This window comes from Pseudomonas sp. TREG-RG-20F-10-E-6-01, assembly GCF_022662455.1.
Taxonomy (GTDB): Bacteria; Pseudomonadota; Gammaproteobacteria; order Pseudomonadales; family Pseudomonadaceae; genus Aquipseudomonas.
In genome coordinates, this window is the sequence record NZ_JAKNQP010000006.1 from 301,466 (window position 1) to 321,315 (window position 19,850).

Consider the following 19,850-nt stretch of genomic DNA (forward strand, 5'->3'; position numbering starts at 1 on the left):
AATGAAACGAATTATTGCAGGCAGGCTCCAAGTTTTTATCAGCGTAACTGCATCACTCATCCATCCTTCTCTTCGCCACGAGCCCATAGATGCAATTTTTCTCCAACACCCATGGCTGCGAAGGCTGGGGCGGTGAAATGGCCCAGCGGATCCGCGCCTTCGACTGGTCGACCACTGACCTGGGCCCGATCCACGCCTGGCCGAAGAGCCTGGTCAGCGCCGTGCAGATGCTATTGGCATCCCCCATGCCGATGGTGATGCTGTGGGGACGGCCGGGTTACATGATCTACAACGACAGCTACTCGATATTTGCCGGCGGCCGGCATCCGTTTCTGTTGGGCACGCCCGTGGAGCTGGGCTGGCCGGAAGTGGCCGAGTTCAACCGGCATGTCGTGGACACCTGTCTGGCGGGCGGCACGTTATCGTTCAACAATAAGGCACTGGTGCTGCTGCGCAATGGCAAGCCGGAAGATGTCTGGATGGATCTTTACTACAGCCCCGTCGCCGGCGATGACCAACAACCGGCCGGTGTGCTCGCGATTGTGGTGGAGACCACCGGCCACGTGAACTCCGAGCGCTTGCGCCAGGAATTGACGCATAACCTGGAGCAACGCGTGGCGGCCGAAGTGCAGGCGCGCTCCTCGGCCGAAGCGCAATTGCGTCAGTCGCAAAAACTCGAAGCCATCGGCGGCCTGACCGGTGGCGTGGCCCACGACTTCAATAACCTGCTGCAAGTGATCGCCGGCAACCTGCACCTGCTGGCCCGGCACGAACCCGAGAATGCCCAGGTACAGCGCCGTGTCACGGCCGCCATCGCAGCGGTGGAGCGCGGCGCCAAACTGTCGTCGCAACTGCTGGCTTTTGCTCGACGCCAGCCGTTGTCGCCGGCTGTTTACAACCCCCAGCGCATCTACGCAGGTTTGGGTGAATTACTGCAGCGCGCGTTGGGCGAAACCATCCATATCGATGTGCAGTTGCCCCAGGATTCCTGGTGCATCAACGTCGACCGCAACCAGCTGGAAAACGCCTTGCTCAATTTGGCGATCAATGCCCGCGATGCCATGCAAGGCGAGGGCGTGATCCGCATCACCGGCGATAACATCATCCTCAACCCCGACGACTGTGCGGGCAAGAGCGTCCTGCCTGGCGAATATGTGCGCCTGGCCGTCACGGATATCGGCGTGGGCATGTCGTCGGCGGTCCTGGCGCGGGTGTTCGAACCGTTCTTTACCACCAAGCGTGAAGGTCATGGCACCGGCCTTGGCCTGAGCATGGTGTTTGGTTTTGTGCGGCAAAGCGGCGGCCATGTCGAGGTGTGGAGCGAGGAGGGCAAGGGCACGGTGGTGCAGATGTACTTTCCGCGCAGCCTCGGCGCCGAGGACCCGGACAGCCACCCCGTTGAGGCTGTACCGCACGCGGGGGGCCAGGAAACCATTCTGGTGGTCGAGGACAACGTCGATGTACGGGTGACGGTGGTGGAATTGCTCGAGCAGTCGGGCTACACCGTGCTCACCGCCGAAGACGGCGACCGCGCAATGCAAGCGCTGCAGGGCGGCGTGCAGCCGGACCTGATTTTTACCGACGTGGTCATGCCCGGCCGGGTCAAAAGTACTGACTTGGCCGACTGGGCCCGCGCCCAGGTACCGCCGGTGGCGGTGCTGTTCACCTCCGGGCATACCCGCGACATTCTCTCCAGCAATCATCTGCTGAGCCCCGACATTCATCTGCTGAGCAAGCCCTACAGCCCCGAATCCCTCACACAACGGGTGCGCAGCGTGCTCACTGTCCGATAAGGTCTTTCATGACTTCACAGCGCAACATCCCTCCTGTCACCGGCCAGCACCTTGGCTTTGTGCGAGTGCGCGGCGCTCGCGAACATAACCTGCGTAACGTCGACGTCGACATTCCGCGGGACGCCCTGGTGGTGTTCACCGGCGTCTCGGGCTCCGGCAAATCATCCCTGGCGTTTTCCACGGTGTACGCCGAAGCCCAGCGTCGCTATTTCGAATCGGTAGCGCCTTACGCACGGCGCCTGATCGATCAGGTCGGCGTGCCGGATGTGGATTCCATCGAAGGCCTGCCGCCGGCCGTGGCCCTGCAGCAGCAGCGCGGCACGCCGAGTGCGCGTTCTTCGGTGGGCAGCGTCACGACCTTGTCGAGCCTGATCCGCATGTTGTACTCGCGTGCCGGCAGTTATCCGCCGGGCCAGGCCATGCTGTACGCCGAGGACTTTTCGCCGAACCTGCCCCAGGGCGCGTGCCCGCAGTGCCATGGCCTGGGCCGGGTGTATGAGGTGACCGAGGCGCTGATGGTGCCCGATCCGTCGTTGACTATTCGCCAGCGTGCGGTGGCGTCGTGGCCGTTGGCGTGGCAAGGGCAGAACCTGCGCGACATCCTTGTGACGCTCGGCTATGACGTGGACATTCCCTGGCGCGACCTGCCAAAAAAACAGCGCGACTGGATCCTGTTCACCGAAGAAACCCCGACCGTGCCGGTGTACGCAGGCTTCACGCCCGAACAAACCCGCGCGGCCTTGAAGCGCAAGCTCGAACCCAGTTACCAGGGCACCTTCAGCGGCGCGCGGCGCTATATCCTGCACACCTTCACCCACACCCAAAGTGCGCTGATGAAAAAGCGCGTCTCGCAGTTCATGCAGGGCAGCGCCTGCCCGATGTGCGAGGGCAAACGCCTGACCCGCGCGGCGCTGTCGGTGAAATTTGCCGGGGTGGATATCGGTGAGCTGTCGCAACTGTCGCTGTCGCAGTTGGCCGAGTTGCTGCGGCCGGTTGCGGCGGGGCAGGACAAGATGAAGCTGTCGGTGGAAAAACGCCTGGCCGCCCAGCGCATCGCCGAGGATTTGCTTGAACGCGTGAGCACCCTGATCGAGCTGGGCCTGGGCTACCTGTCCCTGGAGCGCAGTACGCCGACGTTGTCATCCGGCGAGCTGCAGCGCCTGCGCCTGGCCACGCAATTGGGCTCGCAGTTGTTCGGCGTGATCTATGTGCTGGATGAACCATCGGCGGGTCTGCACCCGGCGGATGGCGAAGCGTTGTTCACTGCGCTGGAGCGCTTGAAAGCCGCAGGCAATTCGCTGTTTGTGGTTGAGCATGACCTGGAAACCATGCGTCGCGCCGACTGGCTGATCGACGTGGGGCCGGCTGCCGGCGAGCACGGCGGGCAAGTGCTGTACAGCGGCCCGCCAGCGGGCCTGGCGGATATCGAGGCGTCGCAGACGCGCGAATATCTGTTTGCCGAGCGGCGCCCGCCGAGCCAGGCGCGCCGTGAGCCCACCGGTTGGTTGAAGCTCGAAGGCGTGACGCGCAACAACCTCAATGACCTGAGCGTGGACTTCCCACTGGGATGCTTTACGGCCGTAACGGGTATTTCTGGCTCGGGCAAATCCAGCCTGGTCAGCCAGGCGCTGCTGGAACTGGTGGGCGCGGGGTTGGGCCGTGTGGTGGAAGCCGACGAAGAGCCCAGCCTGGAAGACGACACCCCGCAAACCAGCGGCGGACGTATCACTGCGGGTCTGGAGTCGATCCGGCGCCTGGTGCAGGTGGACCAGAAACCCATCGGCCGTACGCCGCGCTCCAACCTTGCGACCTACACCGGGCTGTTCGACAACGTGCGCAAACTGTTCGCCGCCACGCCGGCGGCGAAGAAGCGCCACTATGACGCCGGGCAGTTCTCCTTCAACGTCGCCAAGGGCCGCTGCCCCAATTGCGAGGGTGAGGGGTTTGTGAGTGTCGAGTTGCTGTTCATGCCGAGCGTGTACGCGCCGTGCCCGACTTGTCACGGTGCGCGCTACAACCCTGAGACCCTGGCGATCAAATGGCAGGGGTTGAGCATTGCCCAGGTGCTGGGGCTGACGGTGGAGCAGGCGGTGGCGGTGTTTGCCGAGCAGCCTGGCGTGCTGCGCTCGTTGCAGGTGTTGCGCGATATTGGCCTGGGGTATTTGCGTTTGGGCCAGCCGGCCACCGAGCTGTCCGGCGGTGAGGCGCAGCGCATCAAGCTGGCGACCGAGCTGCAACGCAATGCGCGCGGCGCCACGCTGTATGTCCTGGACGAGCCCACCACCGGGTTACACCCACGCGATGTGGACCGCTTGCTCAGCCAGCTGAATCATCTGGTCGAGGCGGGGCATACGGTGGTGGTTGTGGAGCACGAGATGCGCGTCGTGGCGCAGAGTGACTGGGTGATCGATATCGGGCCGGGGGCCGGCACGCAGGGCGGGAAGGTGGTGGCCAGTGGCACGCCGCAGAAGGTGGCCAAAAGCAAGGTCAGCCGTACTGCGCCGTTTCTGGTGCGAGAACTGACTTAACTGCCAATCAGGTCAAAATGCGCAAGCGGGCCAGCCGCTTGCGCATTTTTTATCAGGCGTTAGCCAGTTGTTCCTTGGCCAGCTTCACCACATTCTCTGTGGTAAACCCAAACTTTTCCTGCAGCTTGGCCAAGGGTGCCGAGGCGCCAAAGGTGCTCATCACCACTTTGGCGCCGGTCTGCCCGACGTAACGGTCCCACCCCAGCGGGCCGGCTTGTTCCACGACGACCCGGGCTTTCACCGCCGGCGGCAACACGCTGTCGCGGTATGCCTGGTCCTGTTCTTCGAACAGTTCCCAGCTGGGCATCGACACCACCTGCGCGGCAATGCCTTCGCTTTTCAACTGCTCATAAGCCGCAACCGCCAGGCTGACTTCACTGCCTGTCGCCAACAGCAGGACTTTAGGGTTATCCGCGCCCGCCAGGACATAAGCGCCCTTGGCCGCACCGGACGCCGCCGCGTATTTCGTACGGTCCAGGGTGGGCAGCGCCTGACGCGACAACACCACACAACTTGGCCGATGGGTCTGCGCCAGCGCGACTTTCCACAGCTCCAGGGTTTCGTTGGCGTCGCCGGGTCGCAGGGTCAGCAACCCCGGCGTTGCGCGCAGTTGCGTCAGGTGCTCGATGGGTTGGTGCGTCGGCCCATCTTCGCCGACGCCGATCGAGTCGTGGGTAAACACAAACACCACCGGCAATTCCATGATCGCCGCCAGGCGGATCGGCGGTTTCATGTAGTCGCTGAACACCAGGAAAGTCGAGGTGTAGGGTCGCAGGTACGACAGCGCCATGCCGTTGGCAATCGCGCCCATGGCGTGCTCGCGAATACCGAAGTGCAGGTTGCGCCCGCTGTAATCATCGGCACTGAACCGCCCGGCGCCATCAAAGGTCAGGTTGGTCTTGGTCGACGGCGACAAGTCTGCGGAGCCGCCAAGCAGCCACGGAACCTGTTGAGCAAAGGCATTCAATACCTCGCCACCGGCTGCACGGCTGGCGACGCCTTTGGCGTCGGTGTCGAAGCTGGGCAGCTCATCCTGCCAATGCTCGGGCATTTCGCCTGCGCGCATGCGGCGCAGTTCATCGGCCAGTTCCGGTTCGTGCTGTTCCAGCTGCGACACGTGGCGGGTCCATTCTTCATACTGCGGCTGGCTGCGTTCAAGCAGCGCATCGCGCAGCACGGTGCGGACCTCGTCGGGCACCAGGAAGCTGGAATCCTCGGGCCAGCCGTAGGCAGCCTTGGTCAGACGGATCTCATCAGCGCCCAGCGGTTCGCCATGGGCGGCGGCGGTGTTGTGTTTGTGTGGCGAGCCGTAGCCGATCACGCTGTCGACCACAATCAGGGTCGGCGCGCCGGTGTTGGCCTTGAAGGTTTCCAGGGCGCTGCTCAAGGCCTGCAAGTCATTGGCATCGGTGACGTGCAGGGTGTGCCAGCCGTAGGCCTGGAAGCGCTTGATCACATCTTCACTGAATGCCAGTTCGGTATGGCCCTCGATGCTGATGGTGTTGTTGTCGTAGATCCAGCACAGGTTGTCCAGCTTCAGGTGCCCGGCAATCGAGGCCGCTTCGCTGCTGATGCCTTCCATCATGTCGCCGTCGCCGCACAGGTTGTAGACGCTGTAATCGAACAGCACGCTGCCGTCGCGGTTGAAACGCTGGCCCAGCCAACGCTCGGCCATGGCCATGCCGACACTGTTGGCGCACCCCTGGCCAAGGGGGCCGGTGGTGGTTTCAACGCCGGTGGTCATGCGGTATTCAGGATGGCCCGGGGTCTTGGAACTCATCTGCCGGAACTGCTTGATATCGTCCAGGCTGATTGCCGGCTGGCCGGAGCGCTTGCCTTGAGCATCAATTTCCACCACGCCGGCCAGGTGCAGCAGCGAATACAGCAGCATCGACGCGTGCCCCACTGACAACACAAAACGGTCGCGGTTAGGCCAGTCGGGATGCTGCGGGTGATAACGCAGGAAGCGGCTCCACAACGTGTAGCCCACTGGCGCCAGGCCCATCGGCGTGCCGGGGTGGCCGGAGTTGGCCTTCTGCACGGCGTCCATGGCCAGGGTGCGAATCGTGTTGATGCATTGGGTGTCGACAGCAGTGGCAGCGTGTTTCATGAAACCGTTCTCCCTCGGGTGGCGATCTACAGTGGAGGGCAGGGCGTGGCAAAGGTTTGATCGCATCGCCCGCATTACGACGAACGGGGATGTAATGACCCCGGACATGACAAGACCCCCCGCAATGGGCTAGCTTCAAACGCGTAGGCCATTGATCAACTTGCGGAGGTACTCCATGCCAGTGAAACACGACCTGTATCAGGATCTGGGTTTGACCAAGGAAGTCGTTCACGAACGCAGGAGGGGCGATGACCGTTTGAACACGCTGCTCGAGCAATACGACGCCGCCGACAAGGAGGTGCTGGCATTCGAGTCTTCAGGCGGGGCTGACGAAGAACTGGAAAAATTGAAGAAGAAGCGCCTGCTGGTCAAAGACAAGATTGTGCAGCAGTTGGCGTAGTTGCAGTCCGCGCTCCTACAGGGCGCGGACATATTTGTTCAGAATTGTCTGAGGGACAGAGCGCTTCTCACTGTCTATCATGCGCACCGCCCACCCGGCTCTGGGGACTGTTGCGGCGCAAGGATTGCGCTGGTGAGCCGGGTGGGCACTCTCATTTCATGCCTGCAGCGCCTGGATGCATTCATCCATCGAGCGCTGTTGCGTCTCGCTGTACAGCTTCAGCTCATCAATCGTTCGGCAGCCCAGTGCTTTCTCGAATTCGGCCTGGTTTGAATTCGCCGCATAGTGACTCTGCGCCGCATCGCCAAGATTGGACTGAAAGATCCCCGCCGCACTCACCGGCAGAAAATCCTCATACACCAGCGGTTCCACGTCCACATGGCCGGCAGCAATGCGCGCCTGGAGTGTGGCCGGTTGATTGGCTTGGCCGCGCGCCGCCAGGCCTTGCTCAGTGACGAAATAGCGAAAGTACGCCAGCCCTTGCTCGCGCATCTGGGTGTGGTTGTCGGGGAAGGCCTCGAAGTGCTGCTCCATCAATTGCACATACCGCGCGGCGTTGGCCTCGTTCGGGAAGGCGCCCAATTCGTCGCGCGCAGCGTTCAGCAACTGGTCGTACAGGGCGCGGCCCTTGGGGGTCAGCGCGACGCCGCGTTGTTCGATTTCGCCGAAGCGCGCGCTGTGGCTGCCCTTCGCGTCGGTAAAGGCGATCGGCTCGTCCAGCGCCTTGAAGCTGGTCTGGCGGAGCAGGATCGGACAGTGGCGACGTGGTGGCCCTTCGATCACAGCCTTGGGGGTGATGCCTTTGCCGGGCATGGCGGCCTGCACCTGGTCGATGTCCAGGGTGCGCGGGGTCAGGTGGTTGATGTGCGGGCCCTTGAACGCAACCACGTCGGCGATCAGGCGGTGCTGGTCGCTCAGTTGCTGGTATTGCGCGCCGGTGACCGTGGCGGTGTGGTGCCAGCGAAAGGTTTCCAGGGCTTGGCGGATAAATGCATCGGCGTCTTGGGCGTTGAGGCCGCCGTCGCGTTCCGCTTGTTCGATTAACGCCATGGCGCCGGGGGTGAAAATGTTGCGTTTGGCCAGGGCGTTTTCGGCAAAGGCGCGCAGCTCAGGGTTTTCAATCAGTTCCAAACGCAGCAGTGAAGTAAAGACACGGAACGGGCTGGCTTGCAGTGAGCGTTCATGCACGGCGCGAAACGCAGTGGAATGCACCGGCACGCCCGCGGGCGTCAGGTCGTAGTAGCCCACCGGCTGCATGCCCATCACGGCAAACAGACGGCGGATGGTTGCCAGTTCCATGGCTGTGCCCAGGCGAATGGCGCCGTGGCGTTCCATGTCCAGACGCTCGATTTCACCCGTGCGCTGCAACTGCCGGGAAAGCCCCGAATCACCGGCCAACACCCGGCTATTGGTCTCGGCCACCAGGGCCATCAGCGCCCCGTACAGCGGAACTTCATCTCGGTACATGTCGGACATGGCTTTGGAAAAGCCTCTGCGGATGTCGTCGGGGCTGACATGTGCGGTGGTGGGCATAGAAAAATTCCTGATGGCTAGGGGCGTGAACTTGGCCTATCGCTGGATTTTGTTGAGCTTGAGCCAGTGTTGCAAACGAAGAATCCTCTGGACTTCATTCTGCAAATGAATGAGATGACGTGAATATGACAAAAAACCCTGGCGGCGAAATTTCATTTTCACAGGCACTTTTCTAACAAATTCTTCACGAGGAGCGCCGCGGTGCTCATGAAACAATCGTCACGTTTGTAGGGATGAAAACGCCGTTTTGCACACAACGCACATAAAAAAATGTTTAGGGGCCGTCACGCATGAAAATTTCTACACTGGCGTTATCCATCACCGCTGCATTGCTCGCGCAACACGCCTGCGCGGATGACTTCGGGCTCGGTTCTCTGGGCACTGGCACAGGTCACAGTGGCTTTCTTGAAGACAGCCACGCCGCCATCAGTTCGCGGACCATGTACTACAGCGCAGACAACCGTTCGGGGACCAACAACGATCTGCGCGAAGCTGCGACACTGCTGCGCTTCGACTACAAGTCCGGCTACACCCAAGGCACCCTTGGTGTCGGTTTCGACGTCATGGCGTTCGGCGCCTTGCGTCTTGATGGTGGCGACGGCCACGCCGCAGGCCCAGGGCTGGCAGGGAACGGCAACAGCTTCTTCCCGACCAAGAACAACGGCACTGAACCGGCCGACAGTTTCGGTCGCGCCGCCGGTAACGTGAAATTCCGTATTTCCCAGACCGAGTTGCACGTCGGCGGTGGTTTGGCCCCGGTGCTGCCTATTCTGGTCTCCAACGACAGCCGTGTTGCGCCACAGACCTTTGACGGCGGCATCCTTACCTCCAGCGACATTCCGAACGTAACCTTCACCGGCGGTGAGCTGAACAAGGCCGAAGGCCGTGCGTCCAGCAACTCCACGGGCCTGAGTGTGGCCGGCGGTACGCGCGACAGCGACAGCTTCAAGTTTGGTGGTGTGGACTACAAACCGTTCGGGTCGTCCGACAACGCCATCGCGAAAAACCTGACGCTGCAGTACTACTACGCCAACCTGCAAGACTTCTACAAACAGAACTATTTCGGCCTGGTCCACGTATTGCCGCTGGGCAATGACCAATCGTTCAAGACTGACCTGCGCTACTTCGACAGCACCAGCGACGGCAAGAATGGCGAAAGCGGTTATGCGTTCAACAACAACGGTGGCTACGCCAAGCACGCCGGTGAAGTGGACAACAAAACCTACAGCGCCGCGTTCACTTACCAACTGGGCGGCAGCAGCCTGATGCTCGGCCACATCGGCGTGAGCGACGACGGCGGCTTCGTCTGGGTCAACCAGGGCAGCCTCGCTGACCCACAGCAACAAGGCGCGGGCGGCAGCGACTTCTACCTGTTCACCGACGCCGTGGTTGGCCAGTTCTCCCGTGCGGGTGAGCAAGTCAACTTCGGTCAGTACTCGTATGACTTCAAGGCATACGTACCCGGCCTGAAAGCTTCCGTGGCTTACCTGGACGGTACGGACATCAAGTCCAAAGTCGCCGGCGGCCCTGACCAGAAAGAAAACGAAACCGACTTCCGCCTGGATTACGTCGTGCAGGCAGGCCCGCTCAAAGGCTTCGGCACCACCTTCCGGACCGGTACTTATCACGGTCACAACACCGGCACAGCGGATCAGGATCAAACCCGCCTGATCTTCAACTACACCTACGCGATCTTCTAAGCACGTTCGCACTTTTACCGCGTTGAAAAAACCGAGGCCGCCTGATCAGCGGCCTCTTTTTTTGCCTGGGTGGAGGAGACTTCATGTGCATCCGGGCGTGGATGGGTTCTACACTGCCCGTCACTGTGTCAGTGATGGAGGACCCAATGACGGCCGCACCCGTAACCAACATCCTTGAAACGATTGAAGGCCAGCGCCTGGCGACGCCAGATGCCGAGCGTTGGCGCGAGTGGGGCCCGTACTTGAGTGAACGCCAATGGGGCACGGTGCGCGAAGACTACAGCGCAGACGGCGATGCCTGGGCCTACTTCCCGCATGACCACGCGCGCAGCCGCGCCTATCGCTGGGGCGAAGATGGCCTGGCCGGTTTCAGCGACAAGGCGCAACGCTGGTGCCTGGGCCTGGCGCTGTGGAACGAGCGCGACGCAATCCTCAAGGAACGGTTGTTCGGCTTGAATAACGCCGAGGGCAACCACGGTGAAGACGTCAAGGAACTGTACTTTTTCGTCGACGGTGTACCCAGCCATGCCTACATGCGCATGCTCTACAAATACCCGCATGCGGCCTTTCCCTACGCCGACCTGACCACCGAGAACGCGCGCCGTGGGCTTGCGGATGCCGAGTACGAAATCCTCGACACGGGCGTGTTCGAAGACAACCGCTACTGCGATGTCAGCGTTGAATACGCCAAGCATCAGCCCGACGATATTTTCATGCGCGTCACCGTGCATAACCGCTCGGACCAGCCGACGCGCCTGCAGGTGCTGCCCCAGGTGTGGGCGCGCAATGACTGGAGCTGGACCCTGGATGCGCCCAAGCCGCAGTTGCGCCTGGACGGCGATCAGGTGCTGGCCCGTCATCACGAGCTTTCCGATCGCCACCTCAGCGCCTGGGGCCAGGACGGCGTGGAGTGGCTGTTCTGCGAAAACGAGAGCAACTATCAGCGCCTGGACGGGCAGCCGGCACCTGGGCCGTTCAAGGATGGCATCAACGATTACGTGGTGGCTGGCGTGCAGTCGGCGATTCGCCGCGATGCGGGCACCAAGGTCGCCGCACGTTTCATCCTCGAACTGGCGGGCCTGGAAAGCAAAATCCTGTACCTGCGGTTTGCGCCCACCGATGCGCCGCAGATCAACGCGCGCAAGCTGTTCGAACAGCGCCGCGAGGAGGCCGATCAGTTCTACGCGGCCTTGCAACACGGCATCTCCGATGCGGACGCGCGCAATGTGCAGCGCCAGGCCCTGGCAGGTTTGCTGTGGTCCAAACAGCTCTACTATTTCGACGTGAACCAATGGCTCGACGGCGACCCTGCCCAACCGGCGCCACCGCCCGAGCGCCTGCACATCCGCAATACCCATTGGCGGCACCTGTCCAACTTCGACATCCTCTCCATGCCCGACACCTGGGAATACCCGTGGTACGCCTCCTGGGACCAGGGCTTCCAGGCGGTGGCGATTGCGCTGATTGACCCCGGGTATGCCAAGCAGCAGTTGCTGCTGTTGGTGAAGGACCGCTTCATGCACCCCAACGGCCAACTGCCGGCGTATGAATGGCGTTTTGACGATGCCAACCCGCCGGTGCATGCCTGGGCCAGTTGGCGGGTGTATCAGCAGGACAAGGCGTTGACGGGTGTCGGCGACATGGATTTTCTTGAGCGGATTTTCCACAAGCTGCTGCTGAATTTTTCCTGGTGGGTCAACCGCAAGGATGCCGAAGGCCGCAACCTGTTCCAGGGCGGGTTCCTGGGCCTGGACAACATTGCCTTGTTCGACCGCTCGGCGACCTTGCCGCCGGGTTACCAGCTGGATCAGGCCGACGGCACGGCGTGGGTCGCGGCCTACGCGCTGGACCTGATGCGGATCGGGCTGGAGCTGGCAAAGCGCAATGTCGTGTACGTCGATATTGCAGTGAAGTTTTTCGAGCACTTCCTGTACATCGCCGGCGCCATCAACCGCGTCGACGACAGCGCCGAAGGGCTGTGGGATGAGCAGGATCTGTTCTTCTACGATGTGCTGCACCGCCCCGACGGCCAGAACGAACCGGTGCGCTTGCGTTCCATCGTCGGCCTGATGCCCTTGTTTGCCGTGCTGGTGCTGGAGCAGCGCGAACATGAAGGCCTGGAAGGCTTGCGTGAGCGGCTGCTGGGGTTCATGCATCACCGGCCGGACTTGGCCAAGTTGGTGTCGCGCTGGAACGAGCCGGGGCAGGGCAATCGCCTGTTGCTGGCGCTGTTGCGTGGCGAACGGACCAAGGATTTGTTGCGCCGCATGCTGGATGACCAGGAGTTTCTGTCAGGCTTTGGTGTGCGGTCCTTGTCCAAGGCGTTTGCCCAGGAGCCACTGGCGCTGAAGATGAACGGCGACACCTTGTGCGCGCGCTACCAGCCGGGCGAATCGGACTCGCGGTTGTACGGCGGCAATTCGAATTGGCGCGGGCCCTTGTGGATGCCGGTGAACTACATGCTGATCGAATCGTTGCGCGAGTTTCATCGGTACTACGCGGACAACTTCTCGGTGGAGTACCCGACGGGGAGTGGTTATCTGGCGTCCCTTGAAGAAGTTGCAGACGGCCTCAGTCAGCGTCTGACGCGATTGTTCCTGAGGGATGAGGACGGGCTGCGTCCATCGATGGCGGGGTATGCGCAGCTGGAAGCGGACCCGGCCAGTCATGATCTGGTGCTGTTTCATGAGTATTTTCACGGGGAAACCGGGCGCGGCCTGGGCGCCTCGCACCAGACGGGCTGGAGTGCGTTGGTGGCGCTGCTGTTGCAGCCTCGTTAGGGCACGCTCCCTTGCTGGGGGCACGGGGCTTCTCGGATCACGATTGGAAGGGCACGCCGCCTCGGCTGGGCGGTTGATCTTGAGCTTAGGTGGCCCCTGCTCAACAAGCGGATTTACCCAACGACCCCGACGCCTCACAAGGCAAACGGAATCGTCAGCTTGGCCTACAGCATGTCGCAACTGCGTGGGTGGATTGATCCGTTGGCCCTCGCGAGCCACTCGCTGTTCTGGACTGAGGGTTCACCGCACGTGGCGCCATCGGTGTGGGTGGGTTGAGGGGTTGCCGGGCAGCGAGACCGTTGCCGAGATGCTTGGCGGCCGCTAGATACTAGCCAACCGCCCCGAACCTGTCGGAGCTTGATTTGTCAGCGTATAGTTTGTTGGCCCGCGCGCACTCGGTCGAGTGACCTGGCTGTGGGAACTTTCCTAAAATGCAACCACCATACGGCGGCCCTTAACGGGGAGATGCCGGACGCGGCGGCAAACGGAAGCGGAATTTTCCGTGATTGGAAGAGGATAAAAGCACTGCAAGCGAGCAGGGCAAAAGCACCTCTACCTGATGTACTGAAATCCAAATGTGGGAGCGGGCTTGCTTGCGAAAGCGGTGGGTCAGCCAGCTCATGTGTCACTGACACAACGCCTTCGCGAGCAAGCCCGCTCCCACAATTCAACCGAGTGCATCTGCCAGCACCGTACTGCTTTGCTTTTCTGTGGGAGCTGGCTTGCCTGCGATGCAGACAACTCGGTGTATCAGGCATTACCAGTAGATGCCATCGCAGGCAAGCCAGCTCCCACATTTGATTGAGTTCGGCCTCCAGGATCAGGTCGGCTGCCAGGCCGTCTCGGCCTTGCTTTTGATCTAACCACTCCAACCGAGTGCATCTGCCAGCACCGCACTGCTTTGCTTTTCTGTGGGAGCTGGCTTGCCTGCGATGCAGACAACTCGGTGTATCAGGCATAACCAGTAGATGCCATCGCAGGCAAGCCAGCTCCCACATTGGAATTGGGTTCAGCTTCAAGGATCAGGTCGGCTGTCAGGCCGCCTTGCTCTGTTTTTGATCTTGATCTGCTTTTGACTTTGATCTTAGGCGCCCCGTTAAACCGCGCTGGCCGAACGCAGGTAGTACGGAGCGGGTAAACCGGCAGGACGCCGGTTTAGCCGCGACCGGCCCTAACCCAAATAACGGATAGGTACCAAGAGACACCTTGCCCAATACATTCCCCCAGAACGCAAAAACGGCGCCCGAAGGCGCCGTTCCGTTTACTGCATAGTCCTAAGCGATCAAACGCCCAGTACCGCGTGCTGCACCAGGGTGAGCAATGGTTGTGGGTACACACCCAGGAAGAACGCGAGCAGGGCGATAGCCAGCAGCATCACGCCACCGGCTTTCTGTTCCCAGTGCAGCTCGGCGTCCACACGCCGCAGGTTTGGCTCGATCAGGTACAGGGTGACCATCACGCGCAGGTAGTAGAACACGCCGATGGCGCTGCCCAGTACCAGGGACGCCACCAACCACCATTCGTGGGCTTGGACACCGGTCGCGACGATATAGAACTTACCGATAAAGCCTGCGGTCAGCGGGATACCGGCCAGGGACAGCATCATCACGGTGAGCACGGCAGTCAGGTACGGACGGCGCCAGAACAGGCCGCGGTATTCGTACAGGGCATCGGCATCACGGCCTTTGTACGGCGAGGACATCAGTGTGATCACACCGAACGCGCCGAGGCTGGTGATGACGTAGGTGACCAGGTACACGCCGATGGCTTCCACGGCCAGGCCTTTGCTCGCCACCAGGGCGATCAGCAGGTAGCCGAAGTGGGCGATGGACGAATAACCGAGCAGACGCTTGAGGTTGTTCTGGGTCAGGGCCAGCAGGTTACCAAACAGGATCGACGCAATGGCGATCACGGTCAGCACGTTGCTCAGCACGCCGGTGTTGGCAGCAGGCGAGATCTGGAACAGACGCACCATCACCGCAAACACCGCAACCTTGGAGGCCGTGGCCAGGAACGCCGCCACCGGCGCCGGGGCGCCTTCGTACACGTCCGGGGTCCACAGGTGGAACGGCACCAGCGACAGCTTGAACGCCAGGCCGATCAGCATCATGGCCAGGCCCAATTGGGCAATTGGCGCAGGCATGCTGGTGGCCGCCAGGGCGTGACCGATACCGGTGAAGCTCAGGCTGCCGGCTTCTGCGTAGAGCAGGGCCATACCGAACAACAGGAACGCCGAGCCGGCGGCCGACAGCACCATGTACTTGATGCCGGCTTCCAGGGAGCGCTTGTTGAAGAAGGCGTAGGCCACCAGGCCGTAAGTCGGGATCGACAGCAATTCCAGGCCGATGAACAAGCCGGCCAGGTGCTGAGCGCTGACCAGCACGATGCCGCCGGCCGCAGCCAGCAGGATCAGCAGGTACAGCTCTTCCTTGTTGCCCGGGTAGCCCGTGCCGCCTTCGCCGAGGTAGGCGTGGGCGAGGGTCACGCACGCCAGTGTGGCGACGAGGATCAACGCGATATACAGCAGCGCGAAGTCATCGATCATCATCAGCGGGGTGACCGCCAGTGGCGCAACCTTGAGTGCCGGGATAATCGACAGCAGGGCCAGGTTCAAACCGGCACAGGACAGCAGGAACGTTTGCGAGTGATTGCGGCGCCAGGCGATCGCCAGCATCACCACCACAATGGTGAGGCTGGTGATCAGCAGCGGCGCAAGCGCGATAAAGTGTTGGATCGTGAATTCCATAGCGCTCTTACCGTGCCGAAGCGAGTTGAGTGAAGGCGGTGCCGAACCACTGCTGCACGCCATGCATCGTCGCGGCAGAAGTGTCCAGGAACGGTTGCGGGTACACGCCGATGTAGATCAGCAGCACCGCAAGGCCGAGCACCATGATCAGTTCGCGAGCATCCATCCCGTGCAGGACGGTGTCGGACTTGGCCGGACCGAAGTACGCACGGTGGATCATGATCAGCGAGTAGACCGAACCGAATACCAGGCCGGAGGTAGCGATGGCGCTGATCCACGGCGTGTGCACGAACGAACCCATCAGGATCAGGAACTCGCCGATGAAGTTACCGGTGCCCGGCAGGCCCAGGGACGCGGCGGCAAAGAACAGGCTGATCGCCGGCAAGTACGCGATGCGCGACCACACGCCACCCATTTCACGCATGTCACGGGTGTGCAGGCGCTCGTACAGCTGACCACTCAGGATAAAGAGGGCAGCAGCCGAAACACCGTGGGCCAACATCTGGATCACTGCGCCTTGCAGCGCCAGTTGGCTGCCGGAGTAGATGCCGATCAGTACGAAGCCCATGTGGGAAACGGACGAGAAGGCAATCAGACGCTTGATGTCGGTTTGTGCGAAGGCCAGGAACGCACCGTAGAAGATCCCGATCAGACCCAGGGTCATGGCGATCGGCGCAAACTCGGCCGAGGCATTCGGGAACAGCGGCAGGGCGAAACGCAGCAGGCCGTACGCAGCGGTTTTCAGCAGGATACCGGCCAGGTCCACAGAACCTGCGGTCGGCGCCTGGGCGTGCGCGTCAGGCAGCCAGGAGTGGAACGGCACCACCGGCAGCTTCACCGCGAACGCGATGAAAAAGCCCAGCATCAGGATGTACTCGGTGGTCAGCGACATCTTGGTTTTCAACAGGTCGGCGTAGTTGAACGTGATCACGCCGGTGTTGTTGAAGTTGACCAGCACCAGACCCAGGATCGCCACCAACATGATCAGGCCGGAAGCCTGAGTGAAGATGAAGAACTTGGTCGCCGCGTAGATCCGGGTTTTCTTGCCGTCCGAAGAACTGTGACCCCAGAGCGCGATGAGGAAGTACATCGGCACCAGCATCATTTCCCAGAAGAAGAAGAACATGAACAGGTCCAGCGCCAGGAACACGCCGACAACGCCGCCCAGAATCCACATCAGGTTCAGGTGGAAGAAACCCACGTGACGCTGAATCTCTTTCCAGGAGCAGAGTACCGAGAGGATACCCAGCAGGCCGGTCAGCAGGATCATCAACAGCGACAGGCCGTCGAGGGCCAGGTGCACGTTGATGCCGAAGCGCTGGATCCACACGTGCTTGAATTCAAGCGCGAAGGTGGGATCGACACCCGGTGCCGGAGCAAATGAATAGTCGCCATGCGCCCACAGCCAGAGGCCGAGTGCGAGTTCCAGGGACATGGTCAGCAACGCAATCCAGCGGGGGAGGGTGGCGCCGAAGCGTTCACCCATCCAGCAGAGCAGGCCGCCGATAAAGGGGATCAGGATTAGCCAGGGCAGAATCATGACGGGCTCGTTTCCTTTCGCAAGTTCGCAAAGTACGCAATGTTCATAGTCAGACCGCTACCACAACGATGGCGCCGATCACCAGCACGGCACCGACGGCCATGGAAGCTGCATACCAACGCAGTTGGCCAGTCTCGCTGCGGCTCAGGGCGGTGTGACCGGCCTTTGCGGCACGCGGGATCAAACCGATGGTCTGGTCGAGCGGGTCTTTGCGCAGAATGTGGCTGATAGCAAGGTATGGCTTGACGAACAGCTTGTCGTAGATCCAATCGAAGCCCCAGGCGGCGAACCACCAGGCCGACAGGAAACGGCCAATGCCGCTGTTGGCAACCGCCGTCACGAAGCGACGCTTGCCCAGGAACAGCAGCGCCGCCAGCAGGATACCGGCGATGGCGATGGCGCCCGAGGCGATTTCCAGGCTGTGCTTGGCAGCGCCGCCGGCATGGCCAGCGCTTTGCGGCAGTACGCCGGCCAGTGGCGGGGTGATCATGGCGCCGATGAAGGTCGACAGGATGATCAGCACCGACAGTGGCAACCAGTGGGAGATGCCGTGGCCTGCGTGTGCTTCGGTCTTGGCTTCACCATGGAAGGTGATGAAGATCAGGCGGAAGGTGTACAGCGAGGTCATGAAGGCACCGACCAGGCCTGCGTACAGCAGGTTCTGGTTACCGCTGGCAAAAGCTTCCCAGAGGATTTCGTCTTTGGAGTAGAAACCTGCGGTCACCAACGGCAGCGCAGCCAGAGCGGCACCACCGACGATGAAGCTGGCGTAGGCCAACGGCAGTTTCTTCCACAGGCCACCCATCTTGAAGATGTTCTGCTCGTGGTGGCAGGCAACGATCACCGCACCGGAGGCAAGGAACAGCAGCGCCTTGAAGAAGGCGTGGGTCATCAGGTGGAAGATCGCCGCGTCCCAGGCACCGACGCCCAGGGCCAGGAACATGTAGCCGATCTGGCTCATGGTCGAGTAGGCGAGGATACGCTTGATGTCGGTCTGCACCAGCGCGGCGAAGCCGGCCAGTACCAGCGTCACGCCGCCCACCAGGCCCACCAGGTGCAGGATTTCCGGCGCCAGGGTGAACAGGCCGTGGGTACGGGCAATCAGGTAGACGCCGGCGGTTACCATGGTTGCCGCGTGAATCAGTGCGGACACCGGAGTCGGACCGGCCATCGCATCCGCCAGCCAGGTTTGCAGTGGCAGCTGCGCAGATTTACCGACCGCGCCACCCAGCAGCATCAGGGTCGCCAGGGTGATCCAGAAATCACCGACCTGGAATTTCTGCGGCGCCAGCACCAGCAGTTCCTGGATGTTCAGCGTGCCCACTTGTTGGAACAGGATGAACAGGCCGATGGCCATGAACACGTCGCCGATGCGGGTAACGATGAACGCCTTGAGTGCCGCGTTACCGTTGTTGCGGTTGCTGTAGTAGAAACCGATCAACAGGTACGAGCACAGGCCCACGCCTTCCCAACCGAAGTACAGGAACAACAGGTTATCGCCCAGCACCAGGAACAGCATGCTGGCGATAAACAGGTTGGTGTACGAGAAGAAGCGCGAGTAGCCCGCTTCGCCGCGCATGTACCAGGATGCGAACAGGTGGATCAGGAAGCCCACACCCACCACCACGCCGAGCATGGTGATCGACAGGCCGTCGATGTAGATCGCGAAGTTGGGCTTAAAGCCCTCAACCGACATCCACTGCCACAGTACCAGGGTGTAGTGGCCGCCTTCGGGCGGTGCCACGTTGAATTGCCAGATGACGTAGGCGGCGACAATTGCCGACAGGCCAATGGAACCCACACCGATCAGGGCAGACAGGTTTTCCGACCAGCGTCCACGGGAGAACGACAGCAGCAGGAAACCGATCAGGGGAAATACGAAAGTCAGAAAGATCATGTTCATCCGCGCATCTCACTGGCAGCGTCGATATCAAGCGTGTGGAAGCGACGATACAGTTGCAGCAGGATCGCCAGGCCAATACTGGCCTCGGCGGCTGCCAGGCTGATCACCAGGATGAACATGACTTGTCCATCCGGCTGGCCCCAACGGCTACCCGCCACGATGAAGGCCAATGCCGCAGCGTTCATCATGATTTCCAGGCTCATCAACACGAACAAAATGTTACGGCGAACCATCAGGCCGACCAGGCCAAGGCAGAACAGGATGCCGGCGACCGCCAGACCATGCTCCAAAGGGATAGCAGGCATCGTCATTGCTCCTTGGCTTCGTTGCGGCCCAAGTGGAAGGCGGTGATGGCTGCAGCGAGCAGCAGCATCGAAGCCAGTTCGACCACCAGCAGGTACGGGCCGAACAGGCTGACGCCCACGGCTTTGGCGTCTACGGTGGTGTGGCCGATGGCCTGGCCGCTCTGGTGAGCGAACAAGACATACAGCAGTTCACCCAGCAGCAGCGCTGCGAGGATGACCGGGCCAAGCCAGATGCCGGGCTTGAGCCAGACGCGTTCCTGGGCGACCGAAGCCGGCCCCAGGTTGAGCATCATCACCACAAACACGAACAGCACCATGATGGCGCCGGCGTAGGCGATCACTTCCAGGACACCGGCGAACGGCGCGCCGAGGCTGAAGAAGGTCATGGCCACGGCGATCAGCGAAATGATCAGGTAGAGCAGGGCGTGCACGGGGTTGGTGTTGGTGATCACGCGAAGCGTGGACACCACTGCAATACCCGACGCGAAATAGAAAGCGAATTCCATCTTTCT

The 19,850-nt window shown here is 61.5% G+C and carries 12 protein-coding genes; 5 read left to right on the forward strand and 7 right to left on the reverse strand.

The annotated features are described in order from the left end of the window. The first annotated feature begins 89 nt into the window (after positions 1 to 89). Both L8K08_RS19460 and uvrA read left to right on the forward strand, forming a co-directional pair. Positions 90 to 1,793 (forward strand): ATP-binding protein, encoded by a 1,704-nt coding sequence (locus tag L8K08_RS19460; protein ID WP_242199454.1) that lies wholly within the window; start codon positions 90 to 92, stop codon positions 1,791 to 1,793. Between the two features lie 8 nt (positions 1,794 to 1,801). Beyond that, the gene (uvrA, locus tag L8K08_RS19465; RefSeq protein WP_242199456.1) at positions 1,802 to 4,321 is read left to right on the forward strand and encodes an excinuclease ABC subunit UvrA; all 2,520 of its coding nucleotides are present in this window, start codon (positions 1,802 to 1,804) and stop codon (positions 4,319 to 4,321) included. Positions 4,322 to 4,373: 52 nt separating this feature from the next. Here uvrA and tkt read toward each other — a convergent pair whose 3' ends face one another. Next, positions 4,374 to 6,431: a transketolase gene (gene tkt / locus L8K08_RS19470; RefSeq protein ID WP_242199457.1), complete on the reverse strand. Its 2,058-nt coding sequence runs from the start codon at positions 6,429 to 6,431 to the stop codon at positions 4,374 to 4,376. Between the two features lie 175 nt (positions 6,432 to 6,606). Here tkt and L8K08_RS19475 point away from each other — a divergent pair, with 175 nt between their 5' ends. Beyond that, positions 6,607 to 6,831, forward strand: a complete 225-nt coding sequence (locus L8K08_RS19475) for a DUF465 domain-containing protein (RefSeq protein WP_145166142.1) — start codon at positions 6,607 to 6,609, stop codon at positions 6,829 to 6,831. Between the two features lie 156 nt (positions 6,832 to 6,987). Here L8K08_RS19475 and L8K08_RS19480 read toward each other — a convergent pair whose 3' ends face one another. Then, positions 6,988 to 8,364, reverse strand: coding sequence for a VOC family protein (locus L8K08_RS19480; protein WP_242199458.1), 1,377 nt, complete (start codon positions 8,362 to 8,364; stop codon positions 6,988 to 6,990). Between the two features lie 290 nt (positions 8,365 to 8,654). Between L8K08_RS19480 and L8K08_RS19485 the strand changes: the two genes are divergently transcribed. Continuing rightward, entirely contained in the window at positions 8,655 to 10,064 is a 1,410-nt protein-coding gene (locus L8K08_RS19485; protein WP_145166144.1) for an OprD family outer membrane porin, read from the forward strand. 146 nt (positions 10,065 to 10,210) lie between these two features. Next, on the forward strand, positions 10,211 to 12,844 hold the full coding sequence (locus L8K08_RS19490; RefSeq protein WP_242199459.1) for a glucosidase: 2,634 nt from the start codon (positions 10,211 to 10,213) through the stop codon (positions 12,842 to 12,844). A gap of 1,282 nt (positions 12,845 to 14,126) precedes the next feature. Here L8K08_RS19490 and nuoN read toward each other — a convergent pair. Genes nuoN through nuoJ form a run of 5 tightly spaced genes read right to left on the reverse strand, consistent with a single transcriptional unit; the run spans position 14,127 to position 19,844 of the window. After that, entirely contained in the window at positions 14,127 to 15,590 is a 1,464-nt protein-coding gene (nuoN, locus tag L8K08_RS19495; RefSeq protein WP_242199460.1) for an NADH-quinone oxidoreductase subunit NuoN, read from the reverse strand. 7 nt (positions 15,591 to 15,597) lie between these two features. After that, positions 15,598 to 17,130, reverse strand: coding sequence for an NADH-quinone oxidoreductase subunit M (gene nuoM, locus L8K08_RS19500; RefSeq protein ID WP_106579875.1), 1,533 nt, complete (start codon positions 17,128 to 17,130; stop codon positions 15,598 to 15,600). A gap of 49 nt (positions 17,131 to 17,179) precedes the next feature. Further along, positions 17,180 to 19,033 carry an NADH-quinone oxidoreductase subunit L gene (gene nuoL, locus L8K08_RS19505; protein WP_145164680.1) on the reverse strand — a complete coding sequence of 618 codons (1,854 nt, stop codon included), beginning with the start codon at positions 19,031 to 19,033 and terminating at the stop codon, positions 17,180 to 17,182. Beyond that, complete coding sequence (nuoK, locus tag L8K08_RS19510; protein ID WP_003219560.1) at positions 19,030 to 19,338, reverse strand: NADH-quinone oxidoreductase subunit NuoK; 309 nt, start codon at positions 19,336 to 19,338, stop codon at positions 19,030 to 19,032. Before nuoK ends, nuoL begins: the two co-directional genes overlap by 4 nt. A gap of 2 nt (positions 19,339 to 19,340) precedes the next feature. After that, positions 19,341 to 19,844 carry an NADH-quinone oxidoreductase subunit J gene (gene nuoJ / locus L8K08_RS19515; RefSeq protein WP_017137519.1) on the reverse strand — a complete coding sequence of 168 codons (504 nt, stop codon included), beginning with the start codon at positions 19,842 to 19,844 and terminating at the stop codon, positions 19,341 to 19,343. Between the last annotated feature and the right edge of the window lie 6 nt (positions 19,845 to 19,850).